We start from the raw sequence: 22,214 nt of genomic DNA on the forward strand, positions 1-22,214 counted from the left end.
GAAGGTCGACACCTGCGGACGCGTGCGGTGCCATGCATCCGATGAATCGCATGTCACACCCCCACGCACGAGTGGTTATGCAATGAAGGTACCGGCCGGCAGGCCGGGGATACGTCCCCCGAACGGGCGTTGACCGATCACGGTTCGCGAACGAGCACCGCCCAACCGTCACCGTTCGGCCGCTCCACCCACCCGTCCGGCCACTTGCGCCGCACGTCGCCGACCTTCGTCAGGGCTCCCGCGAGCACCGCGGGGGTGTGCACGCCGAAGTCCGTCTCGCCGGAGAACCGGGCGCCCCGGAAGACCGCGTCGCCGAACACGACCCGCCGGAAGTCCGCCAGGCCGCGGAACCGCGCCTCCCGGAAGTCGGCCTGACCGGTGAACTCCGTGCCCCGGAACGTCGCCGGCCCGACGAACGTGGCCCCGACGAAGGACGCCTGGCGCAGCCGCGCGTGCGTCAGCGTCAGCTTCACCAGGGTCGCGTTGGACAGGTCCAGCTCGATGTCCGGCCAGTACGACTCGGGCCGGTCGGGGCGCAGGTGGCGGGCCAGCAGCCCGGTCGCGGTCTGCCGCACCTCCTGCTCCTGCAACCGCGCGGCGTCCCGCGGGCCGATCCGGTCGCGGAGGTCCGGCGGCGGGGTGAACGGCATCCGCAGGTAGGCGCACAGCAGGTGCACGATGGTCTGCCGGTGCGCCGGGTTGCCCTGGCCCAGGCGCTCCAGCGCGTACAGCCCCGCGAGCCGGACCGGGGCCTTGTCGCTGCCCAGCTGGTCGGCGGCCTTGCCGTACAGCTCGGTGACCCGGCGCTCGGCGGCGTCGTGGTCCTTGTGCACCAGGTCCAGCTCGGTGTAGCGCTGCTTGCGCGCGGTGAGCAGCAGGGCCGCCGCGCCACCCGCGCCGAGCACGATGCTCGACGCGGTCCTGATCACGTCCAGCCGCACGCCGTCCCGCGGCTCACCGGAACCCAGCGTGACCAGCAGCACCGCCACCGACCCGGCGGCCAGCACCAGCAGCCCGATGCCCCAGGCCGTGATGGTCCTGGCCGACAGCACCCGGTGTTCCACCGCACAACCCCACCGCACCCCTGCCCGCTCGTCAATCACCAATTCGCGCAGTAAAAGGTTGACAACCCACGCTCATCGACTGCGCTTTGTATGCAGGGGTGGCGCACCTCCTGCGCTTCGCGCCAGCGGTGCCGCACCTAGTGCGCATACCGGTGTCTTCGTGTTCTCCTCCCCGTACGGCCTGGGCGCAGCCCAATCATGTTTGTCGGGGGGTGTCAAGCACGCTCTTCGCTTGACACCCCCCGACAAACATGATTGCCTTCGGCAGGCCGTGCGGGGAGGAGAACACGACCGCCCTTTCTTTTCCTCCTCCTTGGGGGCCTCTCGGCCGCTCTTCTTACTGAGGTCGCGCACCGATCCGGGTGAGAATTGGTGCGGTACGGATCTCATCGTTGCTGTACCGCCCGAGGCTGAAGGGATTAAAAGAGTCCTCGCCGGACAGGCAGGCCGCCAAGGAGGAGGAAGAGCAAGAGCGGTCGTGTTCTCCCCGCATGACCTGTCAAAGACGACCATGCTTTCTTGGGGGGTGCAAGCGAAAAGCGTGCTTGCACCCCCCAAGAAAGCATGGTAGCCCTCCGGGCAGGCCATACGGGGAGAACACGAGGCGACCGGTCTGCACGGGGTGTGCCGAGAGCGAAAGCTGCAATTGGGGCTGTGCTTCGGCGTTTTGCGGAGGTGTGGGTTACGGAACTGCCGCCAGTGGGCGGGTGGGGGTGCGTCGGATCGTGGTTGCGGCCATGCCGGTGATCACCAGGGCTGCCGCCGCCAGTCGCACGGGGCTGATGTGCTCATCCAGGAAAAGCCACCCGGAGAACATGCCCGCCACCGGTACGAGCAGGGCGAACGGGACGACGGTGCTCGCGTCGTGCTCCTTGAGCAGGAAGCTCCACACGCTGAAGCCGAACAAAGTGGAGATCCAGGCGATGAACAGCAGCGCGCCGACGCCCGTCCAGCTCAGGTCCCCCAACGCGGTGACGGCGGCGGACGGTCCCTCGAAGACCAGGGAAAGGCCGAGCAGCGGCAGCACGGCCACCGCACAGACCCACACGTTGAAGCTCAGCGGGTCCGGTGGGCGGGCGCGGCGGGTGGCCACGTTGGACAGGCCCCAGGCCACCGCGGCGAGGATCACCAGCAGCAGCGCGGTGAGGGGGCTGCTCACGCCGTAGTCGATCGCGATCAGCACGATGCCGACCGCCGCCACCGCCATGCCGGCCAGCTGCACCGGCCGCGGGCGCTCGCGCAGCAGGACCGCGGCGAACACCACGGTGAAGAAGACCTGGCTCTGCAGCACCAGCGAGGACAGCCCGGCCGGCATCCCCAGGCCCATCCCGAGGAACAGCAGCCCGAACTTGGCCACGCCCAGCGCGAACGCGACCGCCACCACCCACTTCCAGGCCACGCGCGGCGGTCCGACGAACCACAGGGCGGGCACGGCGGCGACCAGGAACCGCAGCGACGAGAACAGCAGCGGCGGGAACTCGTCCAGCCCCACCTTGATCACGACGAAGTTGACCCCCCAGATGGTCGTGATGAGCACCGCCAGGCCGGCATGACGCGGATTCACGTCATCGAGTCTGCGGTGAGTCGATCATTTAGCACCAGCGACGAGTTCTGAACGCTTGGGTTTAGGATCGCTACATGCTCGATCTCGGGAGGCTCCGCGCGCTGCACGCGGTGGCGCGGCACGGCTCGGTGGGCGCGGCGGCCACCGCCCTGGGCTACACGCCGTCGGCGGTGTCCCAGCAGATCGCCAAGCTGGAGCGCGAGACCCGCACCACGCTGCTGGAGCGGCGGGGCCGGGGCGTCGCGCTGACCGACGCCGCGCACCTGCTCGCCGCGACCGCCGACCAGGTGCTCAAGCTGGTCGAGCACGCCGAGGTGACCCTGGAGGAGCAGCGCGGCGCGGCGGTGGGGGAGCTGCGCGTCGGCGCGTTCGCCACGGCCGCCCGGGGCCTGCTGCCGGCGGCGCTGGTCGCGCTCGCCCGCGACCACCCGGCGCTGGACCTCCGGCTGGTGGAGACCGACCCGCCGCAGGGGCTGGAGGCCGTGGCGCGCGGCGAGCTGGACATGGCGGTCACCCACGACTGGGTCAACGCGCCGCTGGCCGTCCCGGAGGGCGTGTCCCGGACGCAGCTCGGCGAGGACCTCGCGGACGTGCTGCTGCCCGCCGGGCACCCGCTGGCCGACCGCGCGGTGCTGGTGCCGCAGGACCTGGCCGGCGAGCGCTGGATCTGCCAGCCCGAGGGCACGATCTGCCACGACTGGCTGGTCAACACCGTCCGGGGCGCAGGCATGGAGCCGGACCTGGCCTACCGGATCGCCGAGTACGACACGCAGCTGGCGCTGCTGGCCGCGGGGATCGGCGTCGCGCTGCTGCCCCGCCTCGGCCGCGGGCCGCTGCCGGCCTCCGTGCGGGCGGTCCCGTTCACGCCCACGCCGACGCGGCGGGTGTTCGCCGTGTGGCGCGCGCAGGCCACCCGGCGGCCCGCCGTGGTGGCCGCGCTCGACGCGCTGCGGAACTGCTGGGGCGACCGCTCGACCGCCTGAGCAGCGCACCCGAGCAGCGCACCCGAGCAACGCGCCCGAGCGGAGCCCCGCGCAGCGATCCGGCAACGCCGCGTAGCGCCGCCGTCCCTCGCGACGACTTCCGGGACGGGCGACCGACTCCTCGCCGCGCCGACCCCCCACCAGGGGACCTCCCAGGGAACTTCCGCCACCGTGGGAGGTCCCCGCCCCGGCGGCGGGGGTGACCGGTCAGTCCGTGTGCCGCTCCAGCAGCTCCTCCAGGAACCCGCCCGCCTCGGCCGCCGCCCGCGCCGGGTCGCGGTCGCGGACCGCCTCCAGCAGGCCGGCGTGCGAGACGTGGTCGTCGTCGTGGTCGGTCTCCACCGTCGCCGTGATGCTGGCCCGCACCGCTTCGGTCAGCCCCTGGTACAGCTCGGCCAGCAGGGTGTTGTGCGAGCACTGGACCAGCAGCACGTGGAACGCGGCGTCCCGCTCCACCAGCCGCTCCCAGTCCTTGGCGGCGAGCGCGGCGTCCCGCTCGGCGAGCAGCGCCTCCAGCCGGCGCAGTTCCTCGTCGGTGCGCTGGGAGGCCGCCAGCCGGGCTCCCTCGACCTCGAGCGTGCGCCGCACCTGGAGCACGTCGCGCAGCTCGCTGCCGCACAGCCGCCGGACCGCGCCGGACAGCTCGCTGGTGGCGCGCACGAACGTGCCGTCACCCTGGCGGACCTCCAGCAGGCCGGCGTGGGACAGCGCGCGCACCGCCTCCCGGACGGTGTTGCGGCCGACGCCCAGCGCCGTGACGAGTTCCGGCTCCGGCGGGATGCGCTGGCCGACCGGCCACTCGCCGCCGGCGATCGCGCCCCTCATCTGGTCGATCACCTGGTCGACGAGTCCGGCCCGTCGGGTAGTGGCCAACGGCACAGCGTCATCCTTTCATCCGAACATCCCATGTCTGAAATAGTAGGCCGGTGACGATCCAGCAGACCGAGCCAGACCGGACACCGTCGAAGGTTCACATTGCCACCGATCCCCGTGCCAATGCGACGATCGAGGTCCATCCTTCTGGTAGTCCGGCTGCTGCGGTGGCGCGGAGCCGCCAAGTTGCCCTGGTCGGCAGCACCCTGTTGGCGATCGGCGTAGCGCTGGCCGCCGCCAACCTGCGCCCGGCGGTCACCAGCCTGGCCTCCGTGCTCGGCGACGTCCGGGACTCGCTGGGCGTGTCCACCGCCTGGGCCTCGCTGCTGACCGCCGTCCCCACGCTGTGCTTCGGCTTCGCGGCCTTCCTCGCGCCGTGGCTCGGCCGCCGGCTCGGCATGGCCCGCGCGGTGGGCCTGTCCCTGGCCGTCCTCACGGCCGGGCTGGTGCTGCGGGTGGTCGACGGGCCCGCGGCGGTGCTCGGCGGCACGTTCGTCGCGTGCGCCGGGATCGCGGTGTGCAACGTGCTGATCCCCGTGGTGGTCAAGGACTCCTTCCCCGGCCGGGTCGGCCTGGTCACCGGCGTGTACACCGCGGCCCTCGCGGCCGGCGCGGCCCTGGGCGCGGCGTTCACGCCCGGCCTGGAGTCGCTGCTGGGCTCGTGGCGGCTCGCGGTCGGGGCGTGGGCGTTCCTGTCGCTGGCGGCGCTGCTGGTGTGGCTGGCCGGCGCCCGGCACGGCGAGGTGGCCCGCTCGGCGGCGCCCCGGGCCACCGGGCCCAGGCGCTCCCTGTTCCGCAGCCCGCTCGCGTGGGTGGTCACCGTCTTCTTCGGCCTGCAGTCGCTGCTGGCCTACACCGTCATGGGGTGGCTGCCGCAGATCCTCGGCGACGCCGGCGTCGACCGGACCACGGCCGGGCTCCTGCTCGCGATCACCATGGTGCTCGGCGTGCCGGTGAGCCTGGTCGTCCCGCCGCTCGCGGCGCGCCGCCCCGGCCAGTCCGGCATGGTGCTCGCGCTCGGGTCGCTGTCGGTGGCCGGCGTGCTCGGGCTGGCCCTCGCGCCCTCCGCCGCGCCCGCCCTGTGGGTGGTGCTGATCGGCGTCGGCATGGGCATCTTCCCGCTCGCCCTGGTGATGATCTCGCTGCGCACGTCGTCCACCGCGGACACCGCCCGGCTCTCCGCGATGGCGCAGAGCATCGGCTACCTGATCTCCGCGACCGGGCCGTTCGCGTTCGGCGTGCTGCGCGGGGCGACCGGGTCCTGGACGGTGTCCATGCTGGTCCTGGTGGCCCTGCTGGTGCTGCTGACGGGGCTGGGCTGGATCGCCGGCCGGCCGCGCACGGTCTGAGCCGCCCTTCGCGCGCGAACGGCGCGGGAGGGGGCGCCGCGCCCCCTCCCGCGCCGTTCGCGGCGTGCGTCAGTCCAGCGGCAGGCCGAGCAGCGCGTTCTCGACCACCTCGGGCATGGCCGGGTGGATCCAGTACTGGCCGCGCGCCATCGTGCGCGCGTCCAGGCCGAAGCTCATCGCCTGCACGATCGGCTGGATCACGCTGGAAGCCTGCGGGCCGATGATGTGCGCGCCCAGGATGAGCCCGGTGGCCGGGTCGGCGAGGACCTTGGCGAAGCCCGTCGTGTCCTCCATCGCCCAGCCGTAGGCGATCGACGCGTACGCCTGCGAGGCCGCCACGTACCGCACGCCCCGCTCCCGGGCCTGCTCCTCGGTCAGCCCGACCGACGCGATCTGCGGCGACGAGAACACCGCCGAGGGGACGTGCCGGTGGTCGGCCGCGACCGGGTCGTCCGGGTGCAGCAGGTTGTGCTGCACGACCCGCGCCTCGTGGTTGGCCACGTGCTTGAGCTGGTGCTCGGAGCTGATGTCGCCCAGGGCGAGGATCCCCTCGGCGGTGGTCCGCTGGAACTCGTCCACGACGACCCGGCCGTCCGGGTGCACGGCCACGCCCGTCGCGGCCAGGTCGAGCAGGTCGGAGTTGGGCGTGCGGCCGACGGCGACCAGCAGCTCGTCGGACTCCACGACCTCCGCGCCGTCCGGGCCCTCCAGGTGCAGCCGCAGGACGCCGTCCACGCGCTCGGCCCGCACGGCCTTCCGGCTCAGCCGGACGTCCCACTTCCGCGCGGCCAGCGCCGTGAACCGCTCGGCGACCTCGCGGTCCTCGCGGCGCAGCAGCAGGTCCGAGCGGGCGATCACGGTCACCGCCACGCCGAAGGACGAGAACACGTGCGCGAACTCGGCGGCCACGAAACCGCCGCCCAGGATCGTCAGGCGCTCGGGCAGCGCGTCCAGCCGCATGATCGTGTCGGAGGTGTGGTAGCCGGCCGCCGCCAGGTCCGCCACCGCCGGCACGACCGGCCGGGACCCCGCGGCCAGCACGAACCGGTCGGCGGTGATCACCTCGCCGGTCCCGGTGTCCAGCGTCCGCGGCCCGACGAACCGGGCCGTGCCCTCGTACAGGGTGACGTTGGCGTTCTCCTCGGCCCGCCACCGCCTGCCGCCCTCGGCGAGCGGGTCGATGCGGCCGAAGATCCGGTCGCGCACGTCGGCCCAGCGGACGCCGTCCAGGGTCGCGTCCACGCCGAGCCGCGCGCCGGACGCGGGCGCGGCGGCGACGTCGGCGGTGTGCACGAACATCTTCGTCGGGATGCACCCGACGTTGACGCACGTGCCGCCGAACACCCCCTTCTCGACGATCGCGACGTCCCAGTCGGCGAAGCGCTCGTCGGCGATCGAGTTGCCGGAGCCGGTGCCGATGATGACCAGGTCGAAGTGCCTCACGTCGTGCTGCAACCCGCGGCGCGGGCCGCTCATTCCCCCGGTCGGCTCGCGTAGACCGGGGTCATGACCGCGCGGGCCAGCGTGTGGAACGCCAGGTTGAAGCCGACCGCGGCGGGCGACGCGTCGGGCGTGACGTCGAGCGCCGCCACGTCCACCGCGTGCACCACGAAGAAGTACCGGTGCGCCGGGTCGCCCTCGGGCGGGGCCGCGCCGCCGAACGCGCGGGTGCCGTAGTCGTTGCGCACGTGGAAAGCGCCGCCGGGCAGCGCGTCGTCCGACGCGCCCGCGCCGGCCTCCAGCGACGTCACCGACGCCGGGAGGTTCACCGCGACCCAGTGCCAGAACCCGGACGGGGTCGGCGCGTCCGGGTCGAAGCAGGTCACCACGAAGCTCTTCGTGCCCTCCGGGAAGCCCGACCAGCTCAGCTGCGGCGAGGTGTCGCCGCCCGAGTGCACCTGGGCGTCCGGCAGCGTCTCGCCGTCCCGCACGTCGGTGGAGGTCACCGTGAACGACGGCACGGCGGGCAGCAGCGAGTAGGGGTCGGGGGCCACGGGGCGCTCAAGGCTCATCTCGGAATCCTCCACGGGTGGGTCGGCGGAACCGGTCATGACCCTATCGTCGGGTGAACTGCGTTGCAGATTCATCACCGGTGGCCCGTTGCGGCCCCGCGCAGGACGCAGAATGGTCGACACGGCCCCGCGGCGAGGGAGCGGGGCGTGGTTCCAGGGGGGATTTCCGGATCATGCGAAAAGTCGGTGTTGCGGTCGCGGCTGCCCTGATCGCGGCCACGGCGGCGTGCGCGCCCGCGCCCGCCCACCCCGCCGCGCCCGCGGCGGGCACCTCGACCACCGCGACGACCACGACCACCCCGCCGACGGCGGTGCCCGGTCCCGGCGGCACGACGGTGCCGGTGTTCCAGCACCCCTACCGGTACGGCACGGCGCAGGCGAACGCGCCGGCGGGCGAGGACGGGCTGCTGCCCGTGGTGCGGCGCATCCGGACCGACAAGCCGTACGTGTTCATCACCATCGACGACGGCGCGGTGCGGCACCCGGCGGCGCTGGAGCTGATGCGCTCGGCCAACGTGCGGCCGTCGCTGTTCCTCAACACCAAGCACGTCCAGGAGGACCCGGCCTACTTCAAGGCGTTCCAGGACGAGGCCGGGGCCGGGGTGCACGCGCACACCGCGAGCCACCCGAACCTGCAGGGCAGGCCCTACGACTTCCAGCGCCGGGAGATCTGCGGCAACGCCGACTACCTGGAGGCGCAGGTGGGCAAGCGCCCCAAGCTGTTCCGCCCGCCGTTCGGCAACTACGACCACGCGACCCGCAAGGCGGCGACCGACTGCGGGTTCACCGCCCTGGTGATGTGGACGGCGGCGGTCAACGACGGCGTGGTGCAGTTCCAGGCCGGCGGCAAGCTCAACGCGGGCGACATCGTGCTCATGCACTTCCGCCGGACGTTCGTGGAGGACTTCGTCGCCTTCCTGGAGCGGTGCAAGCAGGACGGGCTGATCCCCGTGCCGCTGGAGGACCACCTGGCGGTGACCCGGCCCTGACCCGGGCCCCGTTCCGGCCCCGACCGCTTGCCGGGGCGTGAAGACCCGGTGAACGTCCCGCGGAGCCACCGGTTCGGAGCGGGCGGGCGCGGTGAGAATCCGGTGTGCAGATCCTGCGGTCCGCGCTGGACTTCCTCGGTGGTCCCGGCCCGGTGGCGCTCGCGATCGCGTTGTTGTTCGCGACGCCGGTCATCGACCGGCTCTTCGTGCGCCGCAAGCGGGTGGGGTTCCGCGTGCTCTACAACTCCAAGATCGGCCTCGGGCCCGACCAGCTGCACGACGGGACCGAGCCGAACGCCCCGCAGCTGCGGGAGCTGGTGCGCGTGCTGGACCGGATGAGCATCGTCGTCATCCGGGTGCGCAACAAGGGCAGCTACGACATCGACGCCGGCGACTTCGACAAGCCGCTGACCTTCACGTTCGGCGACCGGATCGTCTGGAACGCCCGGGTGTCCGAGGCCGGTTCCGAGGAGCTGCGCGAAGAAGTGCGGCGCAGCCTCCAGTTCTTCGGCGAGGACACCAGCCAGGTGCGGGTGTCCCTGCCGACCGTGCGCGACCGCGTCGCGCAGAGCATGTCCCGCCTGTTCCGGCCCGGCGCCGACCGGCCGCGGGTGGCGACCGAGCCGGTCTGGCACGGCGTGCGGCTGGACGGGTTGGCGCTGCGGCGCAAGCAGAAGTTCAAGCTGCTGGTCGTGCTGCGCGAGCCGGAGAGCAACCACAGCGGTGACATCGGCAAGGACGTCCGGGTGAGCGGGCACCTCGGCGGCGCCGGTGTGCTGCACGACGAGAAGCAGGAGCGGCTGCTCACCCTGCCGCGCCTGACCGGCGGACTCGCGGCGCTGCTGGCGGGCGTGCTGGTGCTGACGCTGGCGTGGACCCCGGAGAACAAGGACCCGTCGGTGGCGTGCGGGGCGGGGGAGCTGCGCGTCGAGGGGTCGAGCGTGTTCATGCCGACCATGCAGCGGATCGCCGAGCAGTACACCAAGGTGTGCCCGCAGGTCCGCGTCGAGACCGAGCCGAACGGCAGCCTCGCCGGCGTGCGCTCGGTCGCGGCGGCCGACCCGGGGCGCGCCCTGGTGGCGCTGACCGACGGCAAGCAGGACGCGGGCGACGTCGTGGCGCAGCAGGCGGCGATCGTGGTCTACCACGTGGTGGTGCACAGCTCGGTCGGCCTGGACGCGCTGACCGTGGAGCAGTTGAAGGGCGTCTACTCCGGCCGCTACACCGACTGGAGCCAGCTGCGCGGCGGCGCGCCGCTGCCCATCCGGATCGTCGGGCGGGGCAGCGAGTCGGGCACCCGCGAGCTGTTCGAGCGCCGCGTGCTCGGCACGAGCGAGGGCGCGCTGTCCTCCAACGACTGCCGCACCGCGGACCGCGACCCGCAGGCCGGGGTGATCCGCTGCGAGCGGGACAAGAACAGCGACGTGGTGCGCGAGATCGGGGCGGTGGACGGCGCCATCGGCTACGCCGACGCGCCGTCGGTGGCGGAGGCCCGCAAGACCAACCGGCTGACCGCGCTGTCGTTGGACGGCAAGGTCTTCGACGCGGCGGCGGGGGTGGAGGCGGGCTACCCCTTCTGGACGGTGGAGTACCTGTACACGCGGGTGCAGCCGGCGGAGGACACCCTGCTGGCCAAGTTCATCCGGTACGTGCGCGAACACGACGACGCCCGCGTCCGGATGAAGGACGCCGGGTACCTGCCTTGCCGAACCCCCGAAGGCGTGCCGTTAGACCTGTGCAACTTGCGGTGAGGGGCAGCGCCCCTCACCGCGTAGTGCACGCAGGAATGGCGCACTTATTGCGCTCTGCACGCAGCAGTGCCGCACCCAGTGCGCATACCGGTTGCCTCGTGTTCTCCTCCCCGTACGGCCTGGGCGCAGCCCAATCATGCTTGGCAGGGGGTGTCAAGCACGCTTCACCGCTTGACACCCCCTGCCAAGCATGATTGCCTCCGGCAGGCCGTACGGGGAGGAGAACACGACCGCTCTTGCTTTTTCCTCCTCCTTGGGGGCCTCTCGGCCGCTCTTCTTACTTGGGTCGCGCACCGATCCGGGTGAGATTTGGTGCGGTACTGCCCGAGGCTGAAGGGATTAAAAGAGTCCTCGCCGGACAGGCAGGCCGTCAAGGAGAATGAAAAGAAAGAGCGGTCGTGTTCCCCCCGCATGACCTGTCAAAGACGACCATGCTTTTCCGGGGGGTGCAAGCGAAAAGCGTGCTTGCACCCCCCGGAAAAGCATGGTAGCCCTCCGGGCAGGCCATACTGATCTTCAATTGTTGGGGTCTGTGGTGGCTTGTGTCGGTGGGTGGGGCTGTCCCGGGGGTACCCGTGGGGTATGCGCTATCCCGATGGTGGTGGCCTGACCGGACGGGAACGGGCCCGACGTGAGGCGGTGCGGATGCAGGCCGCCGACTGGTTCGAGCGTGGTGTGGGCGCCTGCGAGGTCGCTCGTGGTCTGCGGGTGTCGACCAAGTCCGCCTATGCCTGGCGGCGTTTGTGGCGTGCCGGGGGCCGGCAGGCCCTGCGCTCCAGGGGGCCGGGCGGGCCGGACTGCCGTCTGGACCGGGCCCGGCTCGACCGGCTGGTCCAGGCCCTGGAGCAGGGGCCGGCCGCCCACGGGTACACCGAGGATCGACGCTGGACCCTGGCCAGGGTCGCGGAGCTGGTCGCGCGGTTGTTCGCGGTGCGCTACACCCCGGCCGGGATGTCGCTGGTGCTGCACCGCATCGGTTACAGCCCCCAGGTGCCGGCCCGGCGGGCCGACCGCCGTGACGAGGCCGCGGTCACCGCCTGGCGGCGGGAGTCGTGGGCGCGGGGAAAACCCTAGCCGCGGACCTGGGCGCCTGGTTGTGCTTCGAGGACGAGACCGGCTGCAACACCCGCCCGCACAAGGCCCGCACCTGGGCAAGGCGCGGCCACACCCCGGTCCTGCCCTACTGGGCCGGTTCCCAGGGTCGGATCTCGGTGGCCGGCCTGCTCTGCGTCAAACCCGGCGAACGCACCCGGCTGCTGCACCGGGTGCTCGTGCACCACCGCCGCCGCAGCCCGCCGGCCCCGCGCAGCTTCCTCGAGCGGCACTACCTCGCGCTGCTGGACGACGCCCACCGTCGCCTGGGCGGCCCGATCGTGCTGATCTGGGACAACCTCGACCGGCACATCAGCGCCCGGATACGGCCCGCCCTCGCCGCCCGGGACTGGCTGCACGTGATCCGACTACCCGCCTACGCCCCGGAACTCAACCCGGTGGAAGGGGTGTGGTCACACCTCAAACGCGGTCTGGCCAACCTCGCCCCCGTCGGTCTGAACGACCTGGTCCCGATCGTGCGCCGCCGACTCCGCCTCATCCGGAACCGGCCCGACCTGCTCGACGGATTCCTCGCCCACACCGGCCTGACCCTCACCCCCGAACCAACCTGACCCCAACAATTGAAGATCAGTACGGGGAGAACACGAAGGCACCGGTCTGCACGGGGCGTGCCGGAAACCCAAAAGCCAAGAGGCCGTGGGGCGCGAGTCGCGGGTCGGGGCCGGCAGGTCCGTGGTCGGGCCTGCCGGCCCCGTGCCGCGCCGGGGCTCAGGCGGCTGCCGCCGCCGTCGCCGGCTCCAGCGCGATGTCCAGCACCTCGCGCACGTCGCCCACCAAGTGCACGGTCAGCGCCTCGCGCACCGACTCCGGCACGTCGTCCAGGTCCGGCTCGTTGCGCTGGGGCAGCAGCACCGTCGTGATGCCGGCCCGGTGGGCCGCCAGCAGCTTCTGCTTCACGCCGCCGATCGGCAGCACCCGCCCGGTCAGCGACACCTCACCGGTCATCGCCACGTCGGACCGCACGGGCCGCCCGGACAGCAGCGACGCGAGAGCGGTGGTCATGGTGACGCCCGCCGAAGGGCCGTCCTTCGGCACCGCGCCCGCCGGCACGTGGATGTGCACGCCCCGGTCCGCCAGCGCCTCCGCCCGGCTGTCGTGCGAGCGCAGGTAGGACAGCGCGATCTGCGCCGACTCCTTCATGACCTCGCCGAGCTGGCCGGTCAGCGTCACCCCGGCCGAACCGGTGCCCGGCGACGCGAGCGACGCCTCGACGAACAGCACGTCGCCGCCCGCGCCGGTCACCGCCAGCCCCGTCGCCACACCGGGCGCGGCGGTCCGCTCGGCCGACTCCGGCGTGAACTTCGGCGAGCCGAGGTAGCCCCGCAGGTCGGGCACGTCCACCGCGGCCGGCAGCACCGCCTCGCCCAGGGCCGCTCGGGCCGTGACCTTGCGCAGCACCCGCGCCAGCGAGCGCTCCAGCTGCCGCACGCCCGCTTCGCGGGTGTACTCGCCGGCGAGCTTGCGCAGCGCGCCGTCGGTGACCGCCACGTCCTCCGGCGCCAGCCCGGCCCGCTCGACCTGGCGGGGCAGCAGGTGGTCGCGCGCGATGGTGACCTTCTCGTCCTCGGTGTAGCCGTCGAGCCGCACCAGCTCCATCCGGTCCAGCAGCGGGCCGGGGATGGACTCCAGGACGTTCGCCGTGGCCAGGAACACCACGTCCGACAGGTCCAGCTCCACCTCCAGGTAGTGGTCCCGGAAGGTGTGGTTCTGCGCCGGGTCGAGCACCTCCAGCAGCGCGGCCGTCGGGTCGCCCCGGTAGTCCGCGCCGACCTTGTCGATCTCGTCCAGCAGCACGACGGGGTTCATCGACCCGGCCTCGGCGATGGCCCGCACGATCCGCCCCGGCAGCGCGCCGACGTACGTGCGGCGGTGGCCCCGGATCTCGGCCTCGTCCCGCACGCCGCCCAGCGCGACCCGGACGAACTCGCGGCCCATCGCCCGCGCGACCGACTCGCCCAGCGAGGTCTTGCCGACCCCGGGCGGGCCCACCAGCGCCAGCACCGCGCCGCTGCGCCGACCGCCGACGACGCCCATGCCCCGGTCGGCCCGCCGCCGCCGCACCGCGAGGTACTCGGTGATGCGCTCCTTGACGTCGTCCAGCCCGGCGTGGTCGGCGTCCAGCACGGCCCGCGCGCCCGCGATGTCGTAGGAGTCCTCGGTCCGCTCGTTCCACGGCAGCTCCAGCACCGTGTCCAGCCAGGTGCGGATCCAGCCGGTCTCCGGCGACTGGTCGGAGGTGCGCTCCAGCTTGTCCACCTCGGCCAGCGCGGCCTTGCGCACGTGCTCGGGCAGGTCCGCGCCCTCGACGCGCGCCCGGTAGTCCTGCTCCTCGGTGGCGGGCTTGCCGTCCAGCTCGGCCAGCTCCTTGCGGATGGCGGCGAGCTGCTGCCGCAGCAGGAACTCGCGCTGCTGCCGCTCGACGCCCTCGGTCACGTCCTTGCGGATCGTCTCGGCGACGTCCAGCTCGGTCAGGTGCTCCCGGCCCCACTCCAGCAGCTTCTCCAGCCGCTGCGCGACGTCGCTGGTCTCCAGCAGCCAGACCTTCCGCGCGTCGTCGAGGTAGGGGGCGTACCCGGCGAGGTCGGCCAGCGCGGACGGCTCGTGCACCTGCTGCACCGAGTCGACCACCTGCCACGCGCCGCGCTGCTGGAGGATCGTGGTGACCAGCGCGCGGTACTCGCGGGCCAGCTCCCGGGTCCGGTCGTCGACCGGCGACTCGTCGGCGACCGTGACCTCCACCCACAGCGCCGCGCCGGGCCCGGTGGTGCCGGTCCCGATCCGCACCCGCGCCGTGCCGCGGACCACGGCGGCCCGCTCACCTCCCGACAACCGCCCGACCTGCTGCACCACGCCGAGCGTGCCGACCTTGGCGTACTTGCCGTCCAACCGCGGCACCAGCACGACCCGCGCCTCGCCGCCGCCCGCGGACGCGGCCTCGACGGCGGCGCGGGCCTCGGCGGTGGCGTCCGAGCCGGTGAGCCGGATCGGCACGACCATGCCCGGGAGCACGACCACGTCGTCCAGCGGCAGCACCGGCAGCGCCAACGTCTCACCCATGTGGATCCTCCAAAGTTGAGTCATTAAGGCTCAACCAAGGTGAGCGGCTGGATGTTTCCGCTGGGTGTTCGCTCTGAGCGAGCACCACTCGGGCCGCGGGGAGGTCGCCGGCTCCGGGCGCCCTCCGCCGGCGCCGGCGGGCTCGCCGGAGGCCCGGCGAGCCGCGGTTCGGCCGAATGGCTGGAAGGGGCGCGTTCGACCTCGTCGCCGTGCCCGGCACCCTAGCCTCGGGTGAATGGCCGAAGTGATCAGCTCCGTCGCGAGCCTGCTGTGGCCGCTGGTCGTGGTGATCGTCCTGTACGGCTTCCGCTCCCAGCTGCGCGCCGTGATCGGGTCCGCCGCCAAGCGCGAGGTCACCCTGGAGGTCGGTGGGCAGGTCGTCACGCTGGGCACGTTGAGCGAAGCGCAGAGCGATGCCATCGCCGACCTCCAGAAGCAGCTCGGCGAACTGCGGGAGCAGCTGGGCGTGCCGTCCCGGGGCCCGGACCCCGCTCCCGCGGCGGAGGAGCAGACCTCGCCCCCGGCGGTGCTGTGGGTGGACGACAACCCGGAGAACAACGTGCTGGAGATCGCCCGGCTCCGCGACCGGGGCGTCCGGGTGGACCTGGCGCGCTCGACCCGGGAGGCGGTGCCGCTGGTCGGCGGCGGGCGGTACCGGGCGGTGGTCACCGACATGGTCCGGCGCGAGCACGGGCGGGAGGTGGCCGACGCCGGGTTGCGGCTGGCCGACGCGGTCCGCGCACTGGACCCGGCCGTCCCGATCGCGATCTACACGGGCTTCTCCCACCGCTGGGCGGCCACCGACACCGCCGTGCTGGACGTGGCGTCCCTGGTCACCGCCTCGCCGTGGGAGCTGTCGGAGTTCTTCCGCAAGCTCGACCTGCTCTGAGCCCGCCGGGCCGGCGTGGCGGACGCCGTTCCCGACGATCCTGTACACGGGACGGCATGACCACTCGCGTGCCCTGGCAACCCGATGCCTACCTGGAACTCGCCCGCCGCGCCTGCTTCATCTGCGAACTGCTCGCCGGCAACCCCGACTACCCCCACCACATCGCGCACCGCGACGACCGCGCCGTCGTCTTCGCCAGCCGCTTCCCCTCCGTGCGGGGCCACTTCCTCGTCGCCCCGGTGGACCACCGCGAGCACGTCGTCACCGACTTCACCCCCGACGAGTACCTCGCCCTCCAGTCGGTCGTGCACCGCGCCGGCCGCGCGCTCACCGAGCTGCTGACCGTCGAACGCCTCTACGTCCTGTCCCTGGGCAGCCGGCAGGCCAACCGGCACGTCCACTGGCACCTGGCGCCGCTTCCCCCCGGCGTGCCCTACGAGCAGCAGCAGACCGCGGCCCTCGACCCGACCCGGGGCCACCTGGACGTCCCCGACGCCGAGCTCGCCGACCTCGCGCGCCGCCTGGGTGAGCGCATGGCCACCTGACCGGGCCGGCGGGTCGTCTCGACAGGTGGCGGTTCGGCGCGGACCCTGGTGGCGTGGCGACGGCCCATTCGTGTGAACCACCGGCGGTTCACCGCGCTGCGCCGTTCCCGACCGGCGAGGCTGCCGCCCGGAGCGGGGACAGGGGGTGCCGGGGTGCTGTGTCTGCTGGGTGAGGTGACCGCGCGCGTCGACGGGCGGGCGGTCGACCTGGGACCGGCCAGGCAGCGGTGCATCCTGGCGGCGCTGGCGCTCGACGCCGGGCGCGTGGTGCCGCGGGACCGGCTGGTCGAGCGGGTCTGGGGCGGGCAGGCGCCGCGGCGGGCGCGGGGGACGCTGCACAGCTACATCTCCCGGTTGCGGCGGGTGCTGGCCCCGTGCGGGGGCGTGGCCATCGTGCGGCGGTCGGGCGGCTACGTCCTGACCGCCGACACCGGCGAACCGGTGGTGGACCTGCACCTGTTCCGCGCGCTGTGCGCCCGCGCCCGAGCGGGCGACGACGCGGGGGCGGCGCGGCTGCTGACCGAGGCGCTGGAGCTGTGGCGGGGGGAGGCGCTGACCGGCGTGGCCGGCGAGTGGGCGGAGGCCGAGCGCGACCGGCTGGGGCGGGAGCGGCTGGCCGCGCAGCACGACCTGGTCGACGCCCGGCTGCGGCTGGGCCAGGGCGAGGACCTGGTGGTCGAGCTGGCCCAGCGCGCCGCCGAGCACCCGCTGGACGAGCGGGTCGCGGGCCAGCACATGCTGGCCCTGCACCAGGCCGGCCGGGTGGCCGACGCGCTGGAGCGCTACCGGCAGGTCCGCGCCCGGCTGGTCGAGGAGCTGGGCGTCGACCCCGGCGCGGCCCTCCAGGACCTGCACCGGCGGGTCCTGACCGCCGATCCCGCCCTCGGCCCGACCCCCGCCGGCGCGGCGCGCGGCAGCCCGCCGCCCGCCGGCCCGCAGTCCGAGGACCCGCTGCCCGACGGCCCGGCGCCCGGCGGCCCGGTGCTCGGCGGTCCGGCGCCCGGTAGCCCGGCGCCGGTGCCCACGCCGCCGGAACCGGTCGTGCCGCGCCAGCTGCCCGCCCCGTCCGCGCCGTTCGTCGGCCGCCGCACCGAGCTGGACCGCCTGGACGCCACGGTGGGCACGTCCGGCACCGTGGTGATCTCGGCGATCGCCGGCGCGGGCGGCATCGGCAAGACCTGGCTGGCCCTGCACTGGGCGCACCGCAACGCCGACCGGTTCCCCGACGGACAGCTGTTCGTGGACCTGCGCGGCTTCAGCCCGGACGGGCGGCCGATGGACCCGTCCGCGGCCGTGCGCGGGTTCCTCGACGCGCTCGGGGCGGACCCCGGCCGCATCCCGGTCGACCCGCACGCCCAGGCCGCCCTGTTCCGCAGCCTGGTCACCGGCAAGCGGATGCTGTTCGTGCTGGACAACGCCGCCGACACCGCCCAGGTCACCCCGCTGCTGCCGGGCGGCGAGTCCTGCGCCGTGGTGGTGACCAGCCGCAACCGGCTGCCCGGCCTGATCACCGGGCACGCCGCCCACCACCTGCCGCTGGACGTGCTGACCGACGCCGAGGCCCGCGCCCTGCTGACCGACCGCCTCGGCGGCGCGCGGGTGGCCGCCGAGCCCGCGGCGGTGGACGAGCTGATCGGGCTGTGCGGCGGGTTCCCGCTGGCGCTGAGCATCGTCGCGGGCCACGCCCACACCCGTCCCGACCTGTCCCTGGCCGCCCTCGCCGCCGAGCTGCGCGACCTGGGCCTGGACGCGCTGGACGACGACGACCCCACCGCCAGCCTGCCCGCCGTCCTGTCCTGGTCCCACCACGCCCTCACCCCCGTCCAGGCCACCACCTTCGCGCTGCTGGCCACCGCGCCCGGCGCGGACATCGGCCTGCACGCCGCCGCGAGCCTCGCCGGGCTGCCGCTCAACGAGACGAGGGCCGTGCTGCGCGGGCTGGAGCGCGCTTCGCTGGTCGGCCAGGACGCCCGCGGCCGGTACCGGATGCACGACCTGATCCGCCGCTACGCCGCCGACACCGCCCGGTGCCTGGCCGACCAGGTGCGCGAGTCGGCGCTGCGGCGGGTGGTCGACTCCTACCTCCACACCGCCCACGCCGGCGAGCGGCTGCTCGACCCCCACCACCAGCCCGCGGACCTCGACCCGCCCGAGCCCGGCGCGCACCTGCGCCCGCTGCCCTCCGCCCCGGCGGCGCTGGTCTGGTTCGACGCCGAGCACGCCAACCTGCTGGCCGCCCAGCGCGCCGCCACCGCCCACCGCCGGCACCGGATCGCGTGGCAGTTCGCCTGGGCCCTCACGACCTTCCACACCCGCCGGGGCCACCGCGACGACCAGCTCGCCGTGTGGCGGGCGGCGCTGGAGGCCGCCGAGCACCTGCCCGACCCGGCCCACCGCGTCCACGCCCGCCGGCTGTTCGGCCTCGCCCACGCCGACCTGGGCTGCCACGAGGTGGCCATCGGGCACCTGCACCGGGCCCTGGCGCTGGCCGAGCACCACCACGACCGCACCCAGCAGGCCCACACCCACCAGGCGCTGGCGCGGGCGTGGGAGCGGCGGGAGGACCACCGGCGCGCGCTGGAGCACGCCACCCGCGCCCTGCACTTCTTCCGCACCCTCGACCAGCCGGTGTGGGAGGCCGACGCGCTCAACCAGGTGGGCTGGTACGCCGCGCTGCTCGGCGACCACGACACCGCCCGCCGGCACTGCCGGGCCGCCTTGGCCCTCCAGCGGCACCACCGCAACCCCAACGGCGAGGCCGCGACCCTGGACAGCCTCGGCTACATCGACCACCACACCGCCCACCACGACCGGGCCGTGCTGCACTACCGCCAGGCCCTCGACCTGTACCGCCGGCTCGGCCACACCTACCAGGCCGCCAACACCCTCGAAGACCTCGGCCACCCCTACGCCGCCCTGGGCCGGCGCCGGCAGGCCCGCGAGGTGTGGCTCGAAGCGCTGGAGCTGTACCGGCAGCAGGGGCGCGACGAAGCCGCCGACCGGGTGCTGCGGCAGCTCGCCGCCCACGAGCGCGCCAGGGGCGACCAGCCCACCGGGTCCGCGAAGTGAGGCGGTTGCGGCACAATCCCGGCCGGGAGGACGCGACGTGGGTGAGCAGAAAGAGCGGATGCTGCGCGGCGAGTGGTACCTCGACGAGCCCGAGCTGGTCGAGGACCGGCGGCGGTGCCGGCGGGAGTTGGACAGGTTCAACGCGACCGGGGCGGACGACGACGCCGAGCGCCGCCGGATCCTGGAGGGGCTGCTCGCGGAGTTCGGGCCCGGCGCGCGCGTCCTGCCGCGGTTCCAGTGCAGCTACGGCTCGCTGATCAGGATCGGGGCCGGCAGCTTCGTCAACACCGACGCCGTCTTCATGGACGACGCCCCGATCACGCTCGGCGCCGACGTCCGGATCGGGCCGCGGGCGCAGCTGCTGACCGCGCTGCACCCGGTGGAGGACCACGAGCGGCGGCGCGCCGGCTGGGAGCGGCCCGCGCCCGTCGCGATCGGCGACAACGCGTGGCTCGGCGGCGGTGTGATCGTCTGCCCCGGGGTGACCGTCGGCCCGAACTCGGTGGTCGGCGCGGGCAGCGTGGTCGTCCGCGACGTGCCCGACCACGTGTTCGCCGCGGGCAACCCGGCGCGGGTGATCCGCCGGCTCTGACCGCCCGCCCCGGCGGTTTCGACCGCTCGCCCCGGCGGTCCCGATCACCCGCTCCGGCGGTCCCGATCACCCGCTCCGGTGGCCCCGCCCGCCCGCCCCGGCGGTCGCGGCCCCCGCGCGGGCGGCTGTGGGAACCTCGCGGCGACCGCCCGTTCGGTGGTTGTGCCCGATCGGCGTCCCGGCGACGATCACCCGTTGCCGGTGAACGAGGTCAGCGAGGGGAAGTCGGATGGAACAGGCAGGCTGGGTGCCGTCCTCGGTGGACCTGGACCGCCCGAGCGCGGCCCGCATGTACGACTACTACCTGGGCGGCTCGCACAACTTCGCCGTGGACCGCGAGGCCGCCAAGGCCGTGGAGGCGATCTACCCGGGCATGGCCGGCGCGGCGCGGGCGAACCGCTCGTTCCTGCGCCGGGCCGTCCGCTACCTGCTCGACCAGGGCGTCGACCAGTTCCTCGACCTCGGCTCGGGCATCCCGACGGTGGGCAACGTCCACGAGATCGCCCAGCAGACCAACCCGGCGGCCCGCGTCGTCTACGTCGACGCCGAGCCGGTGGCGGTGGCCCACAGCACCGCCCTGCTGGAGGACAACCCGCTCGCGACGGCGGTCCACGCCGACCTGCGCGACCCGGACGCCGTGCTGGGCCACGACGGCGTGCGGCAGGTGCTCGACTTCACCCGGCCCATCGGGGTGCTCATGGTGGCGGTGCTGCACTTCGTGCCGGACTCGGACGACCCGTGCGGCGTGGTGGCCCGCTACCGGGACGCGCTGCCGTCCGGCGGCTACCTGGCCATCTCGCACGGCACCCTGGAGGGCATCCCCGAGGACGGCCTCGACGACACCGAGCGCGTGCAGGCCATCTACCGCCGCACCGACAGCCCGCTGGTCCTGCGCTCGCACGTGGAGGTCACCGGCTTCTTCACCGGCCTGACCCTGGTGGAACCCGGCGTGGTGGCCCTGCCGGAGTGGCGCCCGGACTCCGACGACGCCTACATCAGCGCCTACGTCGGGGTCGGCCGCAAGCCCTGACGGCCCCCGGCGACGTCAACCGAACCGGCAGCTCTTCACGAAGGAGCAACGCGCCCCCATCACTGCCCACAAACGGAGGGCGCAGCAGCCCCTTCTGACAAGCGGTGGTGCACCCGCCACACTTCACAAGAAGCCGTGCCGCACCTAGTGCGCACACCGGTTGCTTCGTGTTCTCCTCCCCGTACGGCCTGGGCGCAGCCCGATCAGGTTTTCTGGGGGGTGTCAAGCACGCTTTTCGCTTGACACCCCCCAGAAAACCTGATTGCCTCTGGCAGGCCGTACGGGGAGGAGAACACGACCGCTCTTTCTTTTCCTCCTCCTTGGGGGCCTCTCGGCCGCTCTTCATACTTGGGTCGCGCACCGATCCGGGTGAGATTCGGTGCTGTACCGCCCGAAGCTGAAGGGATTAAAAGAGTCCTCGCCGGACAGGCAGGCCGCCAAGGAGAATGAAAAGAAAGAGCGGTCGTGTTCTCCCCGCATGACCTGTCAAAGACAACCATGCTTTTCCGGGGGGTGCAAGCGAAAAGCGTGCTTGCACCCCCCGGAAAAGCATGGTAGCCCTCCGGGCAGGCCATACGGGGAGAACACGAGGCGACCGGTCTGCGCGGGGCGTGCCGAGCCTGAAAGCGGGAATCGGGGCCGTCTGTTGCGGCCCTGTCACGAGTGGTAGAGGCCGTGTTCCTGCGCGATGGCTGCGATGTCGGACGGTGTGCCCGACATGATCGTTCGGACGTTGGCCGTCACCAGTTCGATCGGCCAGTCCCACCAAGCGGCGCGCAGCAGCAGGTCGACGTCCTTGTCCGGGTACCGCTGCTTCACCGGGCGCGCCGGGTTGCCGCCGACGACGGTGTACGGGGGGACGTCCGACGTCACCACGGCCCCGGTCGCGATGATCGCGCCGTCGCCGATGCGCACACCGGGCATGACGATGGTGTTGTAGCCGAACCACACGTCGTTGCCGACAACGGTGTCACCGCGGGTTTCCATGCCGGTCAGCAGGTCGAGCGTGTCCTCCGCCCAGGTGCCGCCGAAGATCGTGAACGGGAAGGTCGACACGCCGGTCGTCAGGTGGTTCGCGCCGGCCATGATGAAGCGCGTCCCGGTGGCCAGCGCGCAGAACCTGCCGATGACCAGCTTCTCCGCGCCGTACCCGTACAGCACGTTGCGGGTCTGGAACTCGGTCGCGTGCTCGGGGTCGTCGTAGTACGTGTACTCGCCCACCGAGATGGTCGGTGAGTCCACCAACGGCTTCAGCAGCACGACCCGGTGGTGCTCGGGCAGCGGATGCAGGACGGTGGGGTCAGGGGTCAACACGGGCTCCAATCGCAACTTTT

At 73.2% G+C, this 22,214-nt stretch carries 18 protein-coding genes; 11 read left to right on the forward strand and 7 right to left on the reverse strand.

Annotated elements, in window-relative coordinates:
• Positions 1 to 137: 137 nt before the first annotated feature.
• Both JOE68_RS21320 and JOE68_RS21325 read right to left on the reverse strand, forming a co-directional pair.
• A complete protein-coding gene (locus JOE68_RS21320; RefSeq protein ID WP_307819791.1) occupies positions 138 to 1,064 on the reverse strand; it encodes a pentapeptide repeat-containing protein in 927 nt (308 codons plus the stop codon).
• Positions 1,065 to 1,746: 682 nt separating this feature from the next.
• The gene (locus JOE68_RS21325; RefSeq protein WP_204844061.1) at positions 1,747 to 2,628 is read right to left on the reverse strand and encodes an EamA family transporter; all 882 of its coding nucleotides are present in this window, start codon (positions 2,626 to 2,628) and stop codon (positions 1,747 to 1,749) included.
• Between the two features lie 74 nt (positions 2,629 to 2,702).
• Between JOE68_RS21325 and JOE68_RS21330 the strand changes: the two genes are divergently transcribed.
• Positions 2,703 to 3,611 (forward strand): LysR family transcriptional regulator, encoded by a 909-nt coding sequence (locus JOE68_RS21330; protein WP_204844062.1) that lies wholly within the window; start codon positions 2,703 to 2,705, stop codon positions 3,609 to 3,611.
• A gap of 207 nt (positions 3,612 to 3,818) precedes the next feature.
• Here JOE68_RS21330 and JOE68_RS21335 read toward each other — a convergent pair whose 3' ends face one another.
• Complete coding sequence (locus JOE68_RS21335) at positions 3,819 to 4,490, reverse strand: FadR/GntR family transcriptional regulator (RefSeq protein ID WP_204844063.1); 672 nt, start codon at positions 4,488 to 4,490, stop codon at positions 3,819 to 3,821.
• 125 nt (positions 4,491 to 4,615) lie between these two features.
• Here JOE68_RS21335 and JOE68_RS21340 point away from each other — a divergent pair, with 125 nt between their 5' ends.
• Positions 4,616 to 5,833: a CynX/NimT family MFS transporter gene (locus tag JOE68_RS21340; protein WP_372443364.1), complete on the forward strand. Its 1,218-nt coding sequence runs from the start codon at positions 4,616 to 4,618 to the stop codon at positions 5,831 to 5,833.
• A gap of 69 nt (positions 5,834 to 5,902) precedes the next feature.
• Here JOE68_RS21340 and JOE68_RS21345 read toward each other — a convergent pair whose 3' ends face one another.
• Both JOE68_RS21345 and JOE68_RS21350 read right to left on the reverse strand, forming a co-directional pair.
• Positions 5,903 to 7,276 carry a mycothione reductase gene (locus tag JOE68_RS21345; protein ID WP_204844064.1) on the reverse strand — a complete coding sequence of 458 codons (1,374 nt, stop codon included), beginning with the start codon at positions 7,274 to 7,276 and terminating at the stop codon, positions 5,903 to 5,905.
• A gap of 29 nt (positions 7,277 to 7,305) precedes the next feature.
• Positions 7,306 to 7,845 carry a YbhB/YbcL family Raf kinase inhibitor-like protein gene (locus JOE68_RS21350; protein WP_204844065.1) on the reverse strand — a complete coding sequence of 180 codons (540 nt, stop codon included), beginning with the start codon at positions 7,843 to 7,845 and terminating at the stop codon, positions 7,306 to 7,308.
• A gap of 173 nt (positions 7,846 to 8,018) precedes the next feature.
• Between JOE68_RS21350 and JOE68_RS21355 the strand changes: the two genes are divergently transcribed.
• The 4 genes from JOE68_RS21355 (at position 8,019) to JOE68_RS21370 (ending at position 12,249) form a co-directional block, all read left to right on the forward strand.
• The gene (locus JOE68_RS21355) at positions 8,019 to 8,834 is read left to right on the forward strand and encodes a polysaccharide deacetylase family protein (RefSeq protein ID WP_204844066.1); all 816 of its coding nucleotides are present in this window, start codon (positions 8,019 to 8,021) and stop codon (positions 8,832 to 8,834) included.
• A gap of 104 nt (positions 8,835 to 8,938) precedes the next feature.
• Entirely contained in the window at positions 8,939 to 10,585 is a 1,647-nt protein-coding gene (locus tag JOE68_RS21360; RefSeq protein WP_307819792.1) for a PstS family phosphate ABC transporter substrate-binding protein, read from the forward strand.
• A gap of 582 nt (positions 10,586 to 11,167) precedes the next feature.
• Complete coding sequence (locus JOE68_RS21365; protein WP_204840485.1) at positions 11,168 to 11,659, forward strand: winged helix-turn-helix domain-containing protein; 492 nt, start codon at positions 11,168 to 11,170, stop codon at positions 11,657 to 11,659.
• On the forward strand, positions 11,638 to 12,249 hold the full coding sequence (locus JOE68_RS21370) for a transposase (RefSeq protein WP_307819415.1): 612 nt from the start codon (positions 11,638 to 11,640) through the stop codon (positions 12,247 to 12,249). Before JOE68_RS21365 ends, JOE68_RS21370 begins: the two co-directional genes overlap by 22 nt.
• A 157-nt stretch (positions 12,250 to 12,406) precedes the next feature.
• Here JOE68_RS21370 and lon read toward each other — a convergent pair whose 3' ends face one another.
• Positions 12,407 to 14,755, reverse strand: coding sequence for an endopeptidase La (lon, locus tag JOE68_RS21375; protein ID WP_204844067.1), 2,349 nt, complete (start codon positions 14,753 to 14,755; stop codon positions 12,407 to 12,409).
• Between the two features lie 235 nt (positions 14,756 to 14,990).
• On the opposite strand from lon, the gene JOE68_RS21380 reads away from it, so the two are divergent.
• The 5 genes from JOE68_RS21380 to JOE68_RS21400 all read left to right on the forward strand — a co-directional run bounded on the left by JOE68_RS21380 (position 14,991) and on the right by JOE68_RS21400 (position 20,880).
• Complete coding sequence (locus JOE68_RS21380; protein WP_204844068.1) at positions 14,991 to 15,644, forward strand: DNA-binding transcriptional response regulator; 654 nt, start codon at positions 14,991 to 14,993, stop codon at positions 15,642 to 15,644.
• A gap of 56 nt (positions 15,645 to 15,700) precedes the next feature.
• Positions 15,701 to 16,189 (forward strand): HIT family protein, encoded by a 489-nt coding sequence (locus JOE68_RS21385; protein ID WP_204844069.1) that lies wholly within the window; start codon positions 15,701 to 15,703, stop codon positions 16,187 to 16,189.
• A gap of 153 nt (positions 16,190 to 16,342) precedes the next feature.
• The gene (locus JOE68_RS21390) at positions 16,343 to 19,258 is read left to right on the forward strand and encodes an AfsR/SARP family transcriptional regulator (protein WP_204844070.1); all 2,916 of its coding nucleotides are present in this window, start codon (positions 16,343 to 16,345) and stop codon (positions 19,256 to 19,258) included.
• A gap of 37 nt (positions 19,259 to 19,295) precedes the next feature.
• Positions 19,296 to 19,850, forward strand: coding sequence for a sugar O-acetyltransferase (locus JOE68_RS21395; protein WP_204844071.1), 555 nt, complete (start codon positions 19,296 to 19,298; stop codon positions 19,848 to 19,850).
• Positions 19,851 to 20,079: 229 nt separating this feature from the next.
• A complete protein-coding gene (locus tag JOE68_RS21400; protein WP_204844072.1) occupies positions 20,080 to 20,880 on the forward strand; it encodes an SAM-dependent methyltransferase in 801 nt (266 codons plus the stop codon).
• A gap of 657 nt (positions 20,881 to 21,537) precedes the next feature.
• Here JOE68_RS21400 and JOE68_RS21405 read toward each other — a convergent pair.
• On the reverse strand, positions 21,538 to 22,191 hold the full coding sequence (locus JOE68_RS21405; protein WP_204844073.1) for a CatB-related O-acetyltransferase: 654 nt from the start codon (positions 22,189 to 22,191) through the stop codon (positions 21,538 to 21,540).
• Positions 22,192 to 22,214 lie beyond the last annotated feature (23 nt).

This window comes from Saccharothrix algeriensis (genome assembly GCF_016907655.1).
Taxonomy (GTDB): Bacteria; Actinomycetota; Actinomycetes; order Mycobacteriales; family Pseudonocardiaceae; genus Actinosynnema; species Actinosynnema algeriense.